The 21,807-nt window shown below is 28.6% G+C and carries 12 protein-coding genes; 1 reads left to right on the top strand and 11 read right to left on the bottom strand.

Annotation, left to right across the window (positions count from 1 at the left end; genetic code table 11):
- Positions 1 to 148 precede the first annotated feature (148 nt).
- The 4 genes from I2A75_RS06835 to I2A75_RS06820 form a co-directional block, all read right to left on the bottom strand.
- Positions 149 to 1,582, bottom strand: coding sequence for a 6-phospho-beta-glucosidase (locus I2A75_RS06835; protein ID WP_195263728.1), 1,434 nt, complete (start codon positions 1,580 to 1,582; stop codon positions 149 to 151).
- Between the two features lie 22 nt (positions 1,583 to 1,604).
- The gene (locus tag I2A75_RS06830) at positions 1,605 to 3,446 is read right to left on the bottom strand and encodes a beta-glucoside-specific PTS transporter subunit IIABC (RefSeq protein ID WP_195263727.1); all 1,842 of its coding nucleotides are present in this window, start codon (positions 3,444 to 3,446) and stop codon (positions 1,605 to 1,607) included.
- Between the two features lie 194 nt (positions 3,447 to 3,640).
- On the bottom strand, positions 3,641 to 4,483 hold the full coding sequence (locus I2A75_RS06825) for a PRD domain-containing protein (protein ID WP_195263726.1): 843 nt from the start codon (positions 4,481 to 4,483) through the stop codon (positions 3,641 to 3,643).
- Between the two features lie 313 nt (positions 4,484 to 4,796).
- Entirely contained in the window at positions 4,797 to 8,474 is a 3,678-nt protein-coding gene (locus I2A75_RS06820) for an Ig-like domain-containing protein (protein WP_195263725.1), read from the bottom strand.
- Between the two features lie 399 nt (positions 8,475 to 8,873).
- On the opposite strand from I2A75_RS06820, the gene I2A75_RS06815 reads away from it, so the two are divergent.
- A complete protein-coding gene (locus tag I2A75_RS06815) occupies positions 8,874 to 9,026 on the top strand; it encodes a zinc-ribbon domain-containing protein (protein WP_195263724.1) in 153 nt (50 codons plus the stop codon).
- 267 nt (positions 9,027 to 9,293) lie between these two features.
- Here the strand turns inward: I2A75_RS06815 and I2A75_RS06810 are convergent, their stop codons facing one another.
- The 7 genes from I2A75_RS06810 to I2A75_RS06780 all read right to left on the bottom strand — a co-directional run.
- Positions 9,294 to 10,400: an XdhC/CoxI family protein gene (locus tag I2A75_RS06810; RefSeq protein WP_195263723.1), complete on the bottom strand. Its 1,107-nt coding sequence runs from the start codon at positions 10,398 to 10,400 to the stop codon at positions 9,294 to 9,296.
- A gap of 384 nt (positions 10,401 to 10,784) precedes the next feature.
- Entirely contained in the window at positions 10,785 to 11,921 is a 1,137-nt protein-coding gene (gene nifS, locus I2A75_RS06805) for a cysteine desulfurase NifS (RefSeq protein ID WP_195263825.1), read from the bottom strand.
- 562 nt (positions 11,922 to 12,483) lie between these two features.
- Positions 12,484 to 15,993 (bottom strand): endo-1,4-beta-xylanase, encoded by a 3,510-nt coding sequence (locus I2A75_RS06800; RefSeq protein WP_195263722.1) that lies wholly within the window; start codon positions 15,991 to 15,993, stop codon positions 12,484 to 12,486.
- A gap of 383 nt (positions 15,994 to 16,376) precedes the next feature.
- A complete protein-coding gene (locus tag I2A75_RS18180) occupies positions 16,377 to 18,359 on the bottom strand; it encodes an FUSC family protein (RefSeq protein ID WP_195263721.1) in 1,983 nt (660 codons plus the stop codon).
- 372 nt (positions 18,360 to 18,731) lie between these two features.
- Positions 18,732 to 18,950 carry a class B sortase gene (locus I2A75_RS17955; protein WP_347707761.1) on the bottom strand — a complete coding sequence of 73 codons (219 nt, stop codon included), beginning with the start codon at positions 18,948 to 18,950 and terminating at the stop codon, positions 18,732 to 18,734.
- Between the two features lie 266 nt (positions 18,951 to 19,216).
- The gene (locus tag I2A75_RS06785; RefSeq protein WP_195263720.1) at positions 19,217 to 21,058 is read right to left on the bottom strand and encodes a glycoside hydrolase family 16 protein; all 1,842 of its coding nucleotides are present in this window, start codon (positions 21,056 to 21,058) and stop codon (positions 19,217 to 19,219) included.
- On the bottom strand, positions 21,058 to 21,807 hold a 750-nt coding region (locus tag I2A75_RS06780; protein ID WP_195263719.1), incomplete at its 5' end, for an LPXTG cell wall anchor domain-containing protein. The genes I2A75_RS06785 and I2A75_RS06780, both read right to left, overlap by 1 nt.

The raw sequence follows: 21,807 nt of genomic DNA, 5'->3' as shown, positions 1-21,807 counted from the left end.
TAATACATATTAAATATTGATTATTGTATTTAATAATTGATAATCCCCAAGGTCGTCGCGAAACGCGACTCCCTTGGGGATTATACTACTCTTTTCCCAATATCTAAATGAAAGTTTCAATTCTCATCTGTTTAATATTCCATTGTTATTATAAAATCTCTCCATTAGATTCTATTACTTTCTTATACCAGTCAAAAGATTTCTTTTTGTATCTTTTTAATGATCCACTACCATCATTATTTCTATCTACATAAATGAAACCATATCTCTTTTTCATTTCTCCAGTAGTAAATGATATTGGATCAATGCATCCCCAAGTTGTATAACCAATAACTTCGACACCATCAATTTCTATAGCCTTTTTCATTTCAACTATATGATTAGATAAGTATTCAATTCTGTTATCGTCATCAACTGTTAAATCATCTTTAAGAACATCAACAGCTCCAAACCCATTTTCTACTATAAAAATTGGGATTTCATACTTATCGTATAGTTGATTTAAATAAAATCTTAATCCAACTGGATCAATAGTCCATCCCCATTCAGATGTTTTTAAATATGGATTTTCTACAACATCAGCCTTACCTGCTGAATCATTTCCTGTTCTCTTCAGTTCTTTATTTGCTGTTACTACTGTTGTTAAATAATAGCTACATCCAATAAAATCAACTGTTCCCTCTTTTAGAATTTCTTCATCTTCTTTAGTTATATCTAATTTAAAATTATTTCTTTCCCATAACTTTAATGTATGCTTTGGATATCTTCCACGAACATGAACATCTGTAAACATAAGTTGTTCTCTATTTGCTTCTTCTGCCTTCATTATGTCATCTGGATTGCATGAATAAGGATAACTTGGCATTGCCGCAACCATACATCCAATCATGAAGTTTGGATTAATTTCATGTCCTATCTTAACAACTTTTGCACTAGCTACAAATTCATAATGAGCAGCTTGATACATAACTTCTTCTTTATTTTCATCTTCTTTATAAATTATTCCAGAGTTAGTGAATGCATAAATTGGATTTGTAGTTATAGTTTGGTTATTTATTTCATTAAAAGTCATCCAATACTTAACTTTATCCTTGTATCTCTTCATCACAACTTCACAAAATCTTACAAAGAAATCAATTAACTTACGATTACGCCATCCACCATAATTTTTCACTAAATTATATGGCATCTCAAAATGACTCAATGTTATTACAGGTTCAATGTTATATTTTAATAGTTCATCAAATAAATCATCATAAAACTTTAAACCTTCTTCATTTGGCTCTAACTCATCACCATTTGGGAATATTCTAGTCCAAGCTATACTTGTTCTAAAGCATTTAAATCCCATTTCAGCAAATAATTTTATATCATCTTTATAGTTTTCATAAAAATTAATTCCATCATGATTTGGATAATAATTTCCTTCAATAATACCATCAGTTATTTTTCTTGGAATAGTATGAGTTCCTGCTGTCATAACATCTGCAATACTTAGTCCTTTTCCACCTTTATTATAACCACCTTCAACTTGATGAGCTGCCACAGCTCCACCCCATAGAAAGTCTTTTGATAATCCCATGTTTTAAATACCTCCGTAAATCTTAGTGAACAACCTTTATAATTGAATCATTTTCTTCAATTTCTTTATTTTCAATTATAATTACATCTGCTAAATCACTTGAATTTGTAACTAATACTGGAGTAACTGTGCTATATCCTTCTTTCTTAATTCCATCAATATCAAAAGAAAGAAGCTTTTGTCCTTTTTTAACCTTATCTCCAGAATTAACATTTAAGTCATAATATTTTCCATCTAAAGAAACAGTATTTAATCCAACATGAATTAATATTTCTGTTCCATTATCAGATATAATTCCTATTGCATGTTTTGTTGGGAATATAGTTGAAACAACTCCATCAACAGGTGATACAACCTCTCCTTTTGATGGAACAATTGCCATTCCTACACCTACAGCCCCTGATGCAAAAACTTCATCTTCAACTTCTGATAAATTAATTTGCTCTCCTTTAATTGGTGATACTAATTCTTCAATTTTATTATCATCCTCTTTAATAACAGCTGATGTTTCTGATTCCATTTCTTTAATTTCTTCTTCTTTTAATCCAAACATGAATGCTAGTACTGTACCAAGAATTAATGCTGTTCCAACACCAAGTACATATCCTATAAATGGAGTGTAAACTGGAGCTGAGAAAATGTTGTGGAATACATAAGCATTACAAGTAACTCCAAAAGCACCACAAATAGCACCACCAACACCACCTGCAATAGCTAAAATTGGAATAGTTCTTCTATATCTTAAAATAACACCATAAATTATTGGCTCAGTTACACCTGCTAATATTCCTGTTAAAGCAGTTGAACCTGTTAATGATTTTAATTGAGTATGCTTCTTTGCTCTTAAGAATAAACCTAAAGCTATACCAACTTGTGCAAATACTGCTGCAACTGCTGCTCCTTCAATTGGATCTCCTCCTGTAGTTGCAAGGTTTTGTAATGTAATAGGAGTAAATCCCCAGTGAAGTCCAAATACTGCTAAGAAAGGCATTCCTGCACCTAAAACTATACCTGCTAATATATGACTCTTATCAATTAACCACATTACAGCATTAGAAATAACATCACCAACAGTTGTTCCAAATGGTCCAAATAGAATAACTGTTAAAGGAACCATAATTAATAGTGAAAACATTGGTACTAAGAATAATTGTAAGTCTTTTAAAATTATCTTCTTTAATAATTTATCAACCCAGTAATAGATAAATATTGCTACGAATATTGGGAATACACTTGATGCATAATCAATAGGTGTTACTTTTAATCCTAAAAAGTCTACAATACCTTCTGATCCAATTAGTCCAGTGTAGCTTGGATCTAAAAGCGCTGCACCAATAGCTCCTCCAACAAACATATTACCTCCTAGCTTCTTAGCTAAAGTTATACCTAAAAATACAGGTAATAAGTAGAATACTCCATTTCCAGCTGCTGATAAAATAGCATAAGTAGTAGTTGAATCAGACATCCATCCAAATGATGTTAATACAGTTAATAATGCCTTTACCATACCTGCTCCTGCTAAAGCTGGTATTAATGGTGAAAATGCTCCTGATATAGTTTCAAAAATCATAGAAACTAATGATACCTTTTCTCCTTTTTCATTAGAAGAACTATCCTTTAATCCTAATTTTTTTGTGATAGTATCATAATAATCAGTAACCTTATTACCAATTACCACTTGATATTGTCCACCACTATTTACAACAGATAAGACATCTTTCATTTTTTCTAATTCTGCTTTATTAGCAACAGAAGTGCTCTTAAGCTTAAAGCGTAATCTTGTAGCACAATGCACTAAACTTATTACATTGTCTTTTCCTCCAACTAATTTTATTATTTCTTCGGCTTCTCTTTCAAACTTCATTTTAAATCTCCCCTCCAAAATTTATATATAAAAAAAGACCTAAGTTTTTAGAGATGCTAATTAATACAAATTAGATATACAAAAATACAATTAATATAATTTCTAAATAAAATAACTAACGTATATCTAATTCTATAATATAATCTCTTAAACTTAGGTCACGCCTGCTAAACCAGTAACGATCCTACAAATATTTATTTTTTCTTACTAATACTAGACAATCTATTTAAATGTAAAGTTAAATACAACAATTCATTTTCACTTATGTTCCATTTATAAGTTACCTCAAGAAACATTTTAATCTTTTTAGCACATTTAAAATCCTCTGGATATTTAATCTTTACAATTTCCAATAAAGATGTATCAACATTGACGCTTTCATTTTTAAGTTGTCTACTTATAAAACAACGTAAATGTGATATAAACCTTGTATAATCAAAAGAATACTCATTCATTTCTATTCCATAGTTATATTTTATAATATCTAATATACTATCTATTATTTTGGTTAATAATAATGTTTCTTCCATATTATCTGTTTCTAAATGAGCATTTGCAAAATGTAATGTTATAAAAGCTACCTCTGAATCTGGGATGTTCTTACCAGTTTTTACTCTTAGGTAATCAACAGCCCTTTTAGAGAACTCATATTCTTCAGGATATATTTGCTTTATCTCCCATTGAAGTGGGTTTCTAAAAAATAATCCATCATCTATTCTTTTTAACATATAGCTAATATGATCAGATAAAGTAATTAAAATCGTATCATTTAATTCATATCCAAGAGCCTCTTTTCCCATTTCAATTATTTCACTAGCAAGCTCTACATCATTTAAAGGTATTCTTCCTAATAATGTATAAAGATCATTTAAAGATTCTTTATCATTAAATATAAATCTTTTTTCTATTTTTTTACTATCTATTAAATCCTTTGGAAACTTTTGAAATCCTATGCCTTTTCCCATAACGATTTGCTCTTTTCCAAGGTCATCTATAACAAGTACTACATTATTATTAAACACCTTCTTAATACGCATAACTACCTCCAAAACAATAAAAAAAGACCCAAAATACCGATATACATAAATTAAGCATATCATTATTCCCGGTCACGCCTGATCAAAATTCGTCAGTAACGATCCATATTCAAACTATACTTAAAGTATAAATGAAAACTTATTCATTGTCAACGAAAAATATTTTATTAATCTTTTAGAAAAGCTAAAAAAGAACAAAATAAAAGATAATTTCAAATATTATAAGGGACTGTGCACAAATTTTTAGGGCACAATCCCTTACATATATATTAATAAATAATTTTATTGATTTTATATAATACTTATATAAAGATTATTTCTTTCTATATAATAATACTCCTGATACAACGGCAATCATTGAAAGTATTATTCCTAAACTAGTAGGTATTCTGCTACCAGTCTTAGGTAAATCATTTTCCTTACTAGATTCTATTTTTTCTACTTCTTGAGTAGTAATTATATCATCCTTTGATGATAATTCTTCGCTTTCACTACCTTGACTTGCTTCTACTTTAGTACCTTCATCTTTGCCTTCATTATCATCTTTTGGGTCATTTATACTAGTGTTATTTTCACCTGGATTACTTATTTCTCCATTATTATCACTAGGTGTTTCGCTTGGATTCTCTCCATTTGAATCATTATTATCTGGCTTTTCTACAGGAGGCGTTGCTCCATTATCGCTAGGATTTGTACCAGGTTTTTCTTCCGGCTCTATAACCTTTGCTTCATTTACAATTACTTTAATACTTTTTACTGTTGCTCCAGTATCAATTATAATTTCACTTTCTCCCTTAGAAATTCCTTTAATAACACCATCTGTATTAACTGTTGCTATTGTATCATTCATAGATGTGTAATATAATTTTGTACCTTTTGGTGTAACTTTAGCATTAATTTTCATCTCTTCATTAACAGATAACACATACTCATCTTTATCTACAGTTATTATAGGACCACTATGATCTTCTTCCATTCCTACAAATACTCTAACAAAAGATTCAGCTTCTCCTGCTTTTATCTTTATTGTAGCCATTCCTCTTGATACAGCTATTATTTCTCCGTCATCTGTTACTTTTGCAATACTTTCATCTAATGATACAAACTCTGGATTAATATTTGAAGGATCAACAGTTACTTGTAATTTTTTTCTTTCACCTTCTTTTAAAACTATATACGCCTCATCAACTGTAATCTTAGGCATATTAGCAATTTTTTCTAAATTATCTTCTGTTGATAAGAAATAATCACTACAATGCTCAATTTCTACAGTTACATAACCATCCATATCTACTGATAATGGTCCTTGTACTTTTTCTGGCTTTTTAGTTTCTGGATTATAGTAATAGAATGTTAAATCACGCCCTTGTAAATCCCATGGATTATCCACTTTTATCTTAACAGTTGCTTTTCCTGGTAAAACTCCATGATGATCAAAATGTATAATTCTTGCTCCATTATCTAAACCACTTATATCATCTTCTACTTCTTCATTTGCAGTATTTGAAACAGAAATTTTAATATCCCCTATATTTTCATCCTTAATATCTTTTCCATTAAATGTCCATACTGTACCATCGTCTTGCTTAAATGAAACTGTTTTATCAGTACCCTTTATAGCTTCAAAAATTTGTGAATCAATTTGCTTTTCATCACTTTTTACTTCAAACTCTATATCCTTTGATTCTGTTTTGATAATTTGTTCTACTATATCTTCAATTTTAGTTTCATTATTTATTTCTTTTATAACTTTAAAAGATACCTTCTTAGTAGATTTAGATCCATCTACTCCTGTAGCTGTTATAAATAAAGTGTATCTTCCTGGTTCATTAATCGCATCTCCATTATATTCTTGTCCATTCAATAACATAGTAACTGTTCCATGATCACTATTAACAATTGGTGTAAATGGAGCTTTAAAACTATCTAATCCATTATCATTAATATTAGAAGTTATTACTGGTGGTAAAAGTTCATCTAAGCTTCTTTTAACTAAAACAGTTCCCTTAGATAGAATTTCTTTATCTTCTTCATTATACCAATCATAGAATCTATCATTACCTGCTAAGTCACCAAAGCTTATATATCTTATTGTATATACTCCTGTTGATACAAATCCAGGAAACTTTACATCTATAGTATATATTTTATTTTCATCATCATAGTTAATATTATCTATTTCTATATTTTTATCTCCATTAGAATAGTTAATATTTAGATATCTAGTACTACCATATTGATCTATAAAACCTGATTTATCATCCTTTACTTTAATAGTTCCTGAAATGCTCTCTCCTGGAAGAATAATATTCTTATCTATAGTAATATCTAAAATTTCAGGTGCTGTTATATCTTCATTAGGATTTGTACACACAAAATCCAATGGACTTAAATCAGCCTTATGGTCAGCATAATCTGAATAATTATTTCTTATATCATATATATCGATAAAAGTAGAATATCTATTAGATTCATAGCCTAACCTTATCCTATCTGCCTTATATTCTCCATTTGCCATATACTCTTTTATTTCATATCCTTCTGGCAATATTATATGAGCAGTATAAATTCCATCTTTTAATTCTATATCCCTTGAATAAAAATAAATATCCTTATTCATTTTATCTTTAAATATAACATTTATTTCATTTATAGCTTTGGAAGACTTAAATTTTACTACTAAATCTATCTCCGAATTATTAACTATTTCACTTTTATTATTTTTTAATTCTAATATTTCTATTTTAGGTTCTTCCTCATCCCCATTACAGTTTATAGCTGATATATTTATATTATCAAAATTAAATAACTTCCCACTATAAATTTCATTTTCACTATAATATTTTTCATTATAATAATTTATACTATTATTATTTTTATCTCTAATAAATACATATTTAACTTCATATTCACCATCATTTTCTATATTGTTAACTCTAATATTAAATGTATTATTTTCAATTTCATCATCATATATCCATTCAGTTATATCCGTAGTAATATTTTCATCTTTCGTATTTACTAACTTAATATCAATATAGTCAACTCCAGATAAGTCATCTGTTGCTGTTATTTTGAATGTAGGATTATTGTCATAACTACTTCCATCATAAATATTTTTATCTAATTCTATAGCTTTTAAAACCGGTGGATTAGTATCTGTATTCTCTGAAACAACTTTAAAATAATTACTATAAACATTTAACGAAAAATTTCTTCCAATGTTATCTGAAATATCAAGTTTATTAGCATGCCAACTTCCGGTATCTAAACTATTTGTCAAAACTAAAGTAGCTTCATAATTATTTTCATCTACTTTATTTGCTAAAGAAATTTGGTTTTTATTACCTTCTTGATTAGTAAAATTAACATATATTTTGTCTGGATAAACTTCTTTGTTACTACTTAATATTGAAAATTTTACTTTTTGCTCTTCTCCTAATTTTACAATATCTTTTTCTATAGTAGCTTGTCCATCTATGTTGATTGGATTTGTTTCTTCTCCAAGATTATAATAATAAACTAACTCTCCATTTTCTTTATCGTTTTCACTTAATGATTTATAAAATTTATTATTAAAAGATACTCTTTTACTTCCATCTTCTAATGTTATTTCAATTTTATCAACATTGTATGTCCCAAAATTTTGTATATTTGTTTCTTCTAATATTCCCGTAAAAGAATCATAGCTATTTTTATTCAATGATATTGTAGGAACATCAAAAACTACCTCTGTTTGATTATTATATGTATCATATTCTACTCTAACAATTTTTAGGTATAGCTTAACTGATTTAATTTTTTGTCCTAATGCCTCCTCCCTAACATTTAATGAAAATTCCCTTCTCCCTTGATCATTTCTGTATGTATTTACATAATCTATACCAAATTTACTGTAATCCATCATAGCACTTACAGGTAAAACTGGTACATATGTCAATAACATAAATGCTACTAACATAATCGACAATTTTTTAGCAATTTTATCCATTCATTTATCCTCCTTATATTTCCAAGGAATATTTTAGCATAATATGCATTTATTTTCTATATTTAATTTAAAGTCATTTCAATTATTATTAAATACCTTCCTAATTCACACTAAATCTATACAATAAATAAAATCTTATTCATCATCAATATCAGCGATCTTATTCATATTATCAATTTTACATTTATTATAACTTTATATAAGTATAAAACTCATTTTAAAACTTTCAGAAAATAATCAATTTTCCCAACAAATACTATTTGTATTATATTTGTATCTATGTTATTATAAATGAGTAGCAAGTTGCTAACAAAATAAAAAAGTTTCATTTCGATAATTAGTTTCTCAAAATTAGAGATTATTATCAAATTCGAATCTTTAATTTTAGGAGGACTATATATGTCAGATAAAACAATAACATGCAGAGATTGCGGAAGCGAATTCATTTTTTCAGTAGGAGAACAAGAATTCTATAAAGAAAAAGGATTCGATAACGAGCCAACAAGATGTATTTCTTGTAGAAGAGCTAGAAAAGAACAAAATAGAAGATAATTTTAGATTGTTATAAGCTATAGTGAAAACTATAGCTTTTTTATTGTATTTTTAATACTACTAGTTACTTCTACAATGTTTAATTTTGAACCTACATAAAAATCTGTAGAATTTTTAATATAACAAAGGACCTACCGAAACGTTAGGTCCTTTGTTATATCATAAGTTTAATGCTTATAATTAAGAATAAAACTGCTTATTTTTGCTTAACTTTTGATAATATATAACTTTGTGTGATTATCAAACAAATTATACCTAGAGTCATTCTTACACTTCTATAAGTACATTCATTATTCCACCACAAACCATTCCTTCATCTTCAGCTACATCCCCTGTCATATCAACTTGCATTGTTATAAAGCTTCCTTCTTCTTCATCTTCTATTAAATCCCTTGCTGCAAGAATTACCTCACCTTCACTACATCCTCCACCTATGCTTCCAAGTGTTTTTCCACTTTGCCAGACAATCATTTTAGCTCCTGCCCCTCTTGGCGTAGATCCCTTTGTAGATGTTACTGTAACAATGGCTTTTCTTTCTTCATCCTCTTTTGCAAGATTTTCTAACACTTTAATATCAATATCAGAATAATTTGTTCTTTTTTTAGCATTTGCACAAGCTATCATATCTGATACACCAAGCCTTTTTTGTGCAATAATCTGAGAAATAATAGATATTGCAATTTCTAATGGTGTAATTCCACCAATTCTAAAGCCTATAGGAGAACATATTTTATTAAGTAGCTCTGCACTATATCCTTCTTCTTTAAACTGATCTTTAATTCCTTGGACCCTTCTCTTAGATCCTATCATTCCTAGATATTCTGGCTTTATATTTAAAACTGCTCTAAGACACTCTTTATCATATTTATGCCCTCTTGTAACAATTGCAACATAATCATTTTGGTTTACCTTTACTTTTTCAAAAACACTTTCAAAACTTTCACAAATTACTTCTGTTGCTAATGGAAATCTTTCTCTATTTGCATATGACAATCTATCATCAACAACAGTTACCTTAAATCCAATTTTAGCTCCTAAGTCAGCCAGATGCTCAGAGATATTTCCCCCTCCAAATATAATTAATCTTGCCTCTGGAAAAAAAGGCTCTATTAATATTTGCTCTTCATCATTTTGCATCAAAAGCTCTGGTACCTTTTTATCTATTGCTTCATTTATTGAATTCTTCATTTCTTCATTAATATCTAATTCTTCATTAATATCTAATTCTTCATTAATATCTAATAAATCCACTTTATTTAAATCTAATAATGTTTTTTCTATTTTCTTTCCCCTTTTAAATGAAAGCCTTGTCATCATTACCATACTATGATTGTTTTTCAATTCATTAATAAGTTCTCCATAAGTATTTCTCATATAATCTCCCCCTAGTATTTTGTTGCGCAAAATAGTGAAATAATGAAAGAGTGAAAAGTGAAGTAAAAAATCCTTGCGGATTTTAAAATAACTTCCAATTATCATCTAAATTTAATACATATCATTAATGAGGTTAATTCTTCATTTAACAGTTTAAAGTTGTATAATATAAGTTGGCGAAGATAAATAGAATATGTGGAATAAGCATATAGCGAGTAATTAGAAGTACTTGGTGAAGGGATAACTACTGTGCCTTAGTGTTGTTGGTTTGTTTGAGCGCAGCGAGTTAACCAAAACTCTTGGCATTGTAGTTATTCCGAGCCTAGTACTTCTTTACGTAGCTATTAGCTTATGGAACATATCTAGTTATCGTAGCCTTTATATTTACGAGCTACAAATTTCTTTTAGCGCTTCTACTAAATCTTCCACGTCTTTTATATTATTTTCTTCTCCAAAGGTAAATCTAAGTGAACATTGTGCATTTTCATGAGATAAGCCTATTGCTTTAAGTACATGTGAAGGCTCTAGTAACCCTGAGGTACAAGCTGATCCACTTGATACTGCAAATCCCATTTTATCTAGTTTTAATATCATTGTTTCTGCTTCCATTCCCTCAAAGAGAATGTTAACATTTCCTGGCAATCTATCAACAGCATGTCCATTCAATCTTGTGTTTGGTATATTTTTTAAAATATGCATTGTAGCTTCATCTCTTAAGTTGCATAATTTTTTTTGATATTGATTTAAGTTTTTATTTGCTAATTCAATTGCCTTTCCCATACCAACAATGGATGCAACATTTTCTGTGCTTCCACGCTTTCCCTTTTCTTGCTCTCCACCATCCATAAGAGAATCGATGCCCGTACCCTTTCTTATGTATAAGGCTCCTACACCCTTTGGACCATAAAATTTATGTGCTGATATTGATAATAAATCAACTTTTAAATCTTCAACATCTATAGGAATACATCCAACAGCTTGTATCGCATCTGTATGAAATATTATTCTATTTTCCCTAGCTATATTCCCTATTTGAGCAATTGGTTCTATAGTTCCTATTTCATTGTTTGCCATCATTATACTTATTAAAATAGTATCTTTTCTTATAGCTTTTTTTAAATCTTCAATTAATATTTTTCCATTCTTATCAACTGGCAGATAGCTTATTTCAAACTCTTCTTTTTCTAATCGTTTACAGCTGTTGATAACAGAATGATGCTCTATAGAAGAAATTATTATATGTTTCCCCTTTTTTTTATAATACTGAGCAACTCCCTTAATTGCCCAATTATTGGCTTCAGTGCCTCCACTAGTAAAATAAATTTCACTCTTTTTAGCGTTTATAGCAGATGCTACTTGCTCTCTTGCTTTTTCTATTGCTTTTTTACTTTTACGCCCAAAACTATAAAGAGATGATGGATTTCCATACTGATTTGTTAAATATGGTATCATTTCTTTAAGAACATCATCTTTAATGGCTGTTGTTGCTGCATGATCTAAATATATCATCTTCTTTTCCATTATGTCATATTTCAAAAACCCACCTCTATTTTTATTCAATTCTCTTTTAATCCCTATACCATTCTAATTTTACTGTTAACTCTTACTTTCTATTATTACTATACTTTAAGTATCATTATATAAGTTATAATAGATATTTATTGATATTTTAAATATATTTATTTCTATTTTAACTCATATTTTATATAGTCCTTAAACTTTAATTATTGTTTTTACTATAAAGTTTATTTATATTTATTTTAACATATATTGTATTTAATTCAAATTAATATTATACATTCTATACTTTGAATAAATATGTGTTTTTCATTTTTCTAACCTCAAGACCAATACCCCTATGCCCCCAAAAATATAAATTAATTTATATATACCTAGTGTAAATCAATGACTAACTTCCTCAACCTCTTTATTATTTATTTTCTTTATATTCACATATATCTAATACAAATAAGAGACATTAAATGATGAAGTAGCTTAAAATCTTATACTTTTATTCACATTTATCTAATGCAAATAAAGGACCTAACGAAACGTGAGGTCCTTTCTATACCATAATAATATTTTATTTATTTTTGCTTAATTTCTCTTTCTTTCCTTTATAAAATAATAACCAACCAACTCCAATTATTGTAGTTGCAATAACTAATAGATATATCGGATTGCTTCCTCCTGTTTTGGGTAAATTTTCATTTGCACCTGAATTTGTATTTCCTGGCTGTTGCTCTTGATTATCAGATCCTGGCTTTTGTCCATTATTATTTTCTTCAGGATTTGATGGATTTTCCCCTGAGTTATTATCTCCTGGATTTCCACCTTGATTGTTATCACCAGGTTTTGGGCCTGGATTATTATTTCCTGGTTGCTCTGGCACTTCAGGAGTTGATGGATTTTCAGGATTTTCTGGGTTCTCTGGATTTCCTGGATTTCCTGGATTTGATGGTTCTTCTGGCTTAACTTCATTTTTAACAAGTCTAATATTCCCAAACCTTGATGTATTAGCATAAGATGCACCTGATGAATCACACCATGTTGCTACTCCTGTTCTTTCACCTGCTTCATTAGCATCATTTACTTGTACATCAAAACCTAAGATATTTCCTTCTGTTGGTGTAATTTCTGTTAATGGTATTGCAAGCTCTACTATATATCCCTTATCAGTAATAGAAGTTTGGGTTGTTAAACCTTCTGGCTTGTACCCAGAAACTGTAACCATATTTTCAAAGTTAACTCTAATTTGACTATCATCACCTTGATAGCTAGAAGTTTTACCATTGTTTTGATCAAGGAATATTTCTATTGAATCTTGTTCCCAAGCATTTTCATTAGACTTATTTAATACTGTATCTGTAACATCAGCAATAACATATAAATTATTGTTGTCCCACATAGTTTTAACTTTTGCTGTTGCTCCTGAATTACCTGTCACCCATACATCTGTACTTATTTCCTTTGCATTTTTCCATGCCTCATCAAACTTTCCATCAATTATTGGAGTTCCAAAAATTGAATCTCCAATTTTAGATTTATTACCTAATTTTAAATCTGCAAAATATTTTGTATTAGTATCTTGAGAATTAGAATAATCATTTAAAACAACAATTGAATTTTTGCTTCCATCAGCATTATAATCACTTATTCTAACATCAAAACCAATAACCTTTTCAGCTGGTAATGCTATATCTAAAGGAATTGCTTTATAAACTAAATATCCATTTCCATCACTAATTGCTTCATTACGTTTAATTGTAATATGATTATCATCATCTCCATAAGCTTCTGATTTATCATTATTTAAATCTATAAACACTTCAAAGCTATCATCATTGCTCATAGTATTATCATTAACATATGCTTTTAAGTATAAATTTTTATCATCCCACATGATTTGAGCTTTTGCTGTTGCGCCATCTAAACCTTCATAGAAAGTATTAATATCTAATGTTCTTACTGTTGACCAAATAATATCATCTTTATTTAATGGCTTTCCTTCTACAGCTTGTATTTGCTCTCTGTTAATTTCTGAATTTTGTGGGTCTGCTATTGAATAAAAGGCAGGTTTTGCTTTATATTTACCATCAAATAATAATGGTTTATAAGTCTTAACCCAAGAAGTATCATCAATTACTCCCCAAATAACTACAGCACTTATACTTTCTTTTTTAGATTTAAATAAATCGAATAATTGTTTGTAGTATCTTCCTTGCTTAAGTAAAACTTCATGGGTTACAGCCTCATTTTCTAATCCCATGCTTACATCTAGTTCTGTTACTTGAAGTTCTATTCCAGGTATGGATTCGTACTTTTCCATAGATTTTTTAATACTATCCATTGGTATATCTGAATTTACATGCATTTGAAGTCCTACTCCATCTATTGGAACTCCTTCTGCTTTTAATTCTTTTACTAATTCATATAATTTATTTGTCTTAGAATTATTTCTTTCAATATTATAATCATTAATAAATAACTTTAGTGAAGGGTCTACTTCACGTGCTGTTTCAAATGCTACCTTTATATAATCTAATCCTGCTATTTGATACCACTTTGAATTTCTGTATTCTCCATTATCATCAATAACTTCATTAACTACATCCCAATACTTTATTGGACTTCCTTCAGCTGCAGTACCATATTTTTCTTTATAATGATTTAGTACTGTTCTTATATGAGTTCTTTCTCTTTCTAATAAAACTTCTTTACTTGCTAATTTTTCTGGATTATCTTTGTCTTGAAAGAACCAATCTGGAGTTTGACTATGCCAAACTAAAGTATGTCCTCTCATTACAAGATTATTATCTCTTGCATAATCAACTAATTTATCAGCTTGTTCAAAAGTAAATACTCCTTCTTCTCCTTGAAGTCCTTCTGGTTTCATAGCATTTTCAGCCGTTATTATATTATAATGCTTATCTACAAGTTGTTCTGTAAGGCTATTATTACCAAAGTCTCCTGGATTAACAGCCCCTCCAACTAAGAAATAATCTTTAAAACTTTCATATAAGCTTGGAATATCTTGTTCTATTTCTATTGGCTTTGCTGGTATTTCACCTTCAATCTTAACATTATCAATATAATAAGATGGTAAATCTACGTTTGATGCTTCAATATATATACTAGATGCTTCTGATAAAGTTTCAGGTACATTCATAGTTCCCTTTATCTCTGTCCATTCTCCTTTTTTAGCCTTTACTTCTCCAACTGTTGCATATCCTGGCTTAAATGTTGCCTTTATTGTTTCTTCTTCATTTTCACCTTCATTATACATAACCCAAAGGCTTACATCATAACTTCTTCCTAATACCACCTTATCAGTTAAATTGTAACTAGGTGCAGCCCATGTAGCTCCTCTTCCAGAAACCTTTAAACTATGACTTCCCTCATAAAAAATATCATTTACTGATTCAAGTGTTACAGTTCCTTGCTTGTCCCACCCTTCAACTCCATCTTCAAAAGTTGAATTTGAAACTATATTTCCTTTATCTACAGGTGTAGTATCAGCAATTACTAAATCATCTATATAGAATTCTAAATCCTTAGTGCTTGATTCTACATAGATATCAAGAAGAGTAAGTTCTCCTGCATAATCTAAAGTATAGTTTCCGCCTACTGTTGTCCATCCATCTTCATTAATATCAGTGCCACTAGAGAAAGATATATTAGTGTATGTTGCTGAGCCATCTATTTGTTTTTCCATAGATAAAGTAACCTTTTCTGCTTTCCCTATAGCCTTTTGTCCAGCAACTGCCTTAACTTTAATTGATATATTATAAGTCTTCCCCTTTTCAAGTAAGTCTTTAACACTATAAGATGGTCCTTTCCAGCTATCATTTCTTCCTGTAACCTTTAAACTGTAAGTCCCATTTGCTGCTTCTGTTTCATTTGTTATTTCTAAGTTTACCCCATCGCCTCTAGGATTCCATTTTCCTTTCTGTCCGTCTTCAAATGAGCCATTTTCAATTAGATTTTCAGTATCTTTTGCAAATGCATCTATTGATACACTTGAAAAAATTCCTAGAGTCATAAATATTACAGTAAGAATATTTACAACCTTAAATTTTTTTCTTTTTCTCATAAAATCACTCCTTATAAACGTTTTCAAAGTAGATTATAACTATTATTCGTATTTAGTGTATCAATTACCAATATATAGGTAAAAATTTCAGCATTTCATATAATCTCATTGTAATTTTATGATACTTTTCACAAACTTGAAATTTATACCATATACTATATATTTTTTATGGCTTTTTATGAAATTCATATAAAAAGTAGTATTTTACTCATAAAATATAAAGAACCTAGATTCTCCAAAGCTATGGATTTTCTAGGTTCCGTGTTATTTATTTTATATTTTATTTTTAATTCTAATTATCTTTTTCTAACTAAAACTAATGAATTCCCTACTCATTATTCTTTCTTTTTATTATTCTATAGCCCATAAATTCTAGTCTTATATTACCTCGTATGTTCTTTATACCTTTCACTTACTAGCTTATACATATCCTCAGCTGTATTCATGCAATTAAGAACTATACTATTAAAATATAAATCCTTACTAATTAATCCGTAATCCTTAGATTTCCTTGACATAATCTGATTTACAGCCAACTCATTACTTTCTAAGGTTACTTGAATTATATTTAAAATAACTTCTATGTTATCTAGGACTTCATTTATATTTTTATCTTCCTGTAAAATCCCCTCATTGTTAATAGCTATATATGAAATCTGCCTAACTTCATGTATAAGCTGTTTATTTATTTCTAGTAAATTATTATAAAAAGATTGTTCATATTCATTCTTCTTTTTATAATTTTTAATATCTAAATTTATTTGATTAGACCTTATTAATAATTCCCTTAAATATGTATTATCAAACTCATCTTTATTTTCTAATGCCTTTCTTAACATTGAAACCATTCTTCTATCTATTTCAATTAGCTTATTTACATTTAATTTAAATTCATAACTACTCTTATTAGGTAATATATACTTACTTGCTAATATTGAAATAATAGCTGCAATAAATATATATACTAGTCTAAGCTCTATTGCTTCTGTTCTATCCATTGCTAAGGTAACTAAAGCAAGACCATAACAAGTAGAATATGAAGTCATTATCCATGTTGATGGTGTTGCTGAATACATACATATTGTCATTATAACTATTATCACAATATGAGAATTTGGTGTTTTAAATATACTAAGTAATATAAATGCTAAAATAGATCCAATAATTGTACCTAATATACGATTATTAATTCTTTGTGCACTATCCTCATAAAAAGGTGTAATCATAAAAAAGGCATTCATAGGGATCCAATATGAATGATTTAATCCAGTTAACTTTGATATTAAGAAAGTAGCTGTTATGACAAAAGACAGCCTTAATGCAAAACGCAATTGAAATTTATCTAATTTTAGATTATATCTAATTCCACGTATCTTATGAGTAGCTTTTGGTATTCTCCATGTTTCCTTCATACTATCAAAATTTGAAGTAGCTATATTTGTAAGTACCTCTTTTAAAATATTAATAATATATGCTACATCAGCTTCTATTTTTTTATCTGTAAAATATTGTACTTCTATAAAATTATCTAATAAATTTATTAAAGATACATTATCTCTTTCATTAACTTCCTTTGATATCTTTTTTAATAATATACTTAATTCTTTCAAGTATAAAATATCACTATCATTTAAATTATCATAAATCATATAAATATTTTTTATAACATACTGAAACTTTTGAAATACTAGCATAAAATAATAATTATTTGAGCCAAAACTATCTACTAAATACTTATAATTTCTACTTGAATATATAATATTATTTAATTTGTATATTATTCTATTAAGTTCATCTGTTTCACTCTTTAATTCTTCTTTTAGAGATAATTTATTAATTTGATTAGATAAATTTAATAATCCACTTTCCGCTAATTCATAACTATTTTTATGCCTATTTCTTAATGAGTTTATAAATAATGCTAATGTTACAAACACCATTCCAAAAATTAAGGCAGCAAACCTCTTAGGTAATGCTGAAAATTCAATAGGTCTTAGCTGTAAAAATATGAATGCCATTACATATACAAAATATCCTCTTGGCGTAAAATTATCAGTATATAAATAGATTATAAGAGATGGTAGCATTAAATTAATCACCACGAATAATGCTATGTTTAAATTTGCAATATATGAAAAAGCTGATATCACAAGTAACATAAAAAATATCTTTAACAATCTTTTTAAGTTAAATTCTTCTCTTGATTTAATTGTAAATAAAACTGTTAAAAATGAGGCTATTATAACTTCAGATACTCCGAAAATTTTTAAGAAAGAAAAAAATAAGCAAATAGCTACAATTATAGTTGGTACTCCATTTAAAAATCCATCTCTTATTTTAACTAGCTGCTTTCTTATTATGTCCACTTTTAAGTCACCTCTCTAATGTTCACTTTTTAAGTATCCTTCTTTTACTTTTCATTTTTTATATATTGAATATATTCTTTTCTTAATATAGTTTTTCAATTTAATAAATATATATTTTAGTATATACAATATATATTTTTTTAATATAACCACTATATTCTTTTCAAAAAGGTTTGTCAATTTTTGCTTATTATATCCACTTTCAAATCCTATTTTTTTAAACTACTTCTCAATTTACCTTTTAAACTAATTTTCAAATTATTTTTTAATCTATTTTCATAAATTTAATATAAATTAGCATTTTATAAAAAAATAAAGGAAGTCGCGTTTCGCGACTCCCTCTGTGTTTCATTATTTTAAATTTTCTTATTATTAAAAAGTTTTTTCTTTAAATTTATTTATATAAGCAAACATACTCCCATCTCTTATATTATGACCATATAAAATTAGATTTTTATCTTGCAACTCAACATTTTTATACTCCAAAAATATAGTTCCTGAAATACTTTGTTCCTTATAAAAATTATTGTTTAAATAAAAATCATTATCCTCTCCTTGAACCACAGGATAGTCTACTACTGTATCATCAATTGTAATCCAAAATTTATAATCTGAATTTACAACCTTTAATTTCTGATATATTACTTTAATATTAACATAATTTTTGTTTGTAAATTCTCTTGTTCTTCTAAAATAAACACTATTTTTAAAATCAATTAGTATAAAGTTCTTTACACTATTTTTTAATAAACAGCACTATCATGATTACTACAGCACTTTTAAATTAACAGTACTTACTTTTCCTCTAATTTTCTTTTTATAGTAAATAGGATCATCTTCTTTTAAATTAACAGTACTTACTTTTCCTCTAAATCCATAATAGCTACTTTAACATCCATTCTAACTCTTGTTAAATCTTTTTCAGTTATATTTTTCTTTGAAAGTAACGTTTGGGCAACTGTAACCTTTTTGCTTAAATTATCTAGAGATTCTTCAGAGTATTGATCAGTTTTTGTTAATAACTCTTCCGCTTGTTCTAATACATTCAATAACTTAGAATTATCTATTACATTAATTTTTATATCAGCATAAATTTCCCTAACATCATTTTCTTTGTTTACTTTTGTATAATTAACACTATAAGTGTTACCATCAATTTTTTGATCACCATCTACCCAATTAAAATTATCTGGTAATGAAACAGTTGAAAGTTCTGCACCTTTTAAACCTGTTAAGTTGGTAATTGTTTCGCCATCCAACTCTTTTGGTAAAACTACTAAAATTGATGATTCACGCTTCACTTTAGGAGTTGGTGTAACAGGTCCACTTAATGTTTCACCTAATGGTGCAGCAGTATAGAAGATATTGTATAACCCAGGTTCTAATTCTGCTAGTTTTGCAATATCATTAACCCCACTACATTTTAATGTTGAATTTGTTAATCCACCAGCATTAGAAAACATATACTCATCTTCGATTGAATAATCAATTGAATAATCAATTTTATTTACTGATATTCCTTTTAATAAATCTGGTGTAGTCCCTTCAATCATTGTAATATCTTTAACTCCAGTAATGACAGGATTATCTTGGTAATATGCTTCAGATGCTGCTTTTTGTTCATCGTCTTGCATCCATCTTACCCAGTCAATAGCAAATTCTGTATTATCTTCTCCTAAATGTAACCCAGCATTTTTTGCCCAGTTTCCTCCTGTAGCTAGATTGAATTGGATATATTGTGGTCTATTAAGAGATGCTGCTGCTGCACTCATTCTACCATTATCATCTTTAAACTCCATGGTGTTATAAATAACATCATCAATGTACCATTCAATTTTTTCTGGTGTCCAATTTATTCCAAAGATATGATATTCATTATTTAAATCTTCACCAATATCATAGTTTTTACCTAATTCAAATGGGCTATAGCTACCATCACGGTCAGGATCACCAGTAGCCCCTTTCCAGTAAAAATGAGGTGTAGCATATACCTTTGAATTACTTTGATTTCCTTCTTTTGTTTCGCCTTGAGCAGCCCTTTCTGCTGTTGGAGCTCCGATAATTTCCATAATATCAATTTCTCCACAGCTCGGCCATCCATAACCTTGTGCAGAATTAATATCACCATCTAATGAGAAGTCTGCACCTAAAGTCCAAAATGCTGGGAAAGCACCTTTACCTTTTGGTAATTTTGCTTTCATCTCAATTCTTCCATATAAGAATTCCTTTTTAGCATGAGTTCTTACACTTCCTGAATTATATATAATTTTTCTAGCACTAGCTCCTCCACGAGGATTCATATATTGATCTTCAACTGCACGATCAGTAACTTTTAAAACTAAATTTCCATCTCTAAGAAAAACGTTTTCTTTGCTATCAACATAGTGCTGTTGTTCATTACCACGAACACTTCCTAATTCATATCCCCAGACATCCAAATCTAAATCATTTTCACCGAAGTCATCCTCCCAAAGTAATTCATATTCCCCTTCTTCTTCCTCTGAGGCACTTATTAAGTTGTCATCTGTCAATGAACTTAATGTAGTAACTGGATCCTTCAACAAGGTTTCACTGTCATATTTAGAACTTACAGCAACTTCTGAATCACCGTTGGACTTAGAAAAACCATAAGAAAATATACTACCTGCAAAAATTAATGCTAAAGCTAATTTTAATATTCTTCCAACTCTCTTATTCATTATATATTTTCCCCTTCCCTAGTTTTCCTTCTTTTTAACAGTACTGTTCCAACAGCTAATAATACTAAAGCTGTTATTGCTGATAAAACTATACTTTCATCACCAGTCTTTACTAATTCAGTTGGATTATCTAATTTTGGTGTATTAGTTGAATTATCAGGATTAGATGGCTCAGTTGGAGTAACAACTGGTGGCTCATTAGACTCTTCTTTTTTAACCAAATTATCTATTGATGTTTGTAATTCTTTAGTAGCCTTATCAACTACTTCTTGATTTGCATTTTTATCTTCTAATACCATCTTTGCTGCTTCTAATTTTTTTACCATAGCATTATAACTTGCTTCTGTATATTCATCTTTATTTACTTTTTCAGCTTCAGCAATTAATTTTTCTAATACTGTTTTATTTACTATCTCTTCAACTTCTCTTTTAACTAAGTTATCTATTGCTACATGCAATTCTTCAGCAGCCTTATCAACTACTTCTTGATTTGCATTTTTATCTTCTAATACCATCTTTGCTGCTTCTATTTTTTTTACCATAGCATTATAACTTGCTTCTGTATATTCATCTTTATTTACTTTTTCAGCTTCAGCAATTAATTTTTCTAATACTGTTTTATTTACTATCTCTTCAACTTCTCTTTTAACTAAGTTATCTATTGCTACATGCAATTCTTCAGCAGCCTTATCAACTACTTCTTGATTTGCATTTTTATCTTCTAATACCATCTTTGCTGCTTCTATTTT

Origin of the sequence: Clostridium sp. 1001275B_160808_H3 (assembly GCF_015550425.1) — a bacterium.
Lineage (GTDB): Bacteria > Bacillota > Clostridia > Clostridiales > Clostridiaceae > Clostridium.
This window is presented reverse-complemented; position numbering and strand designations above follow the sequence as displayed.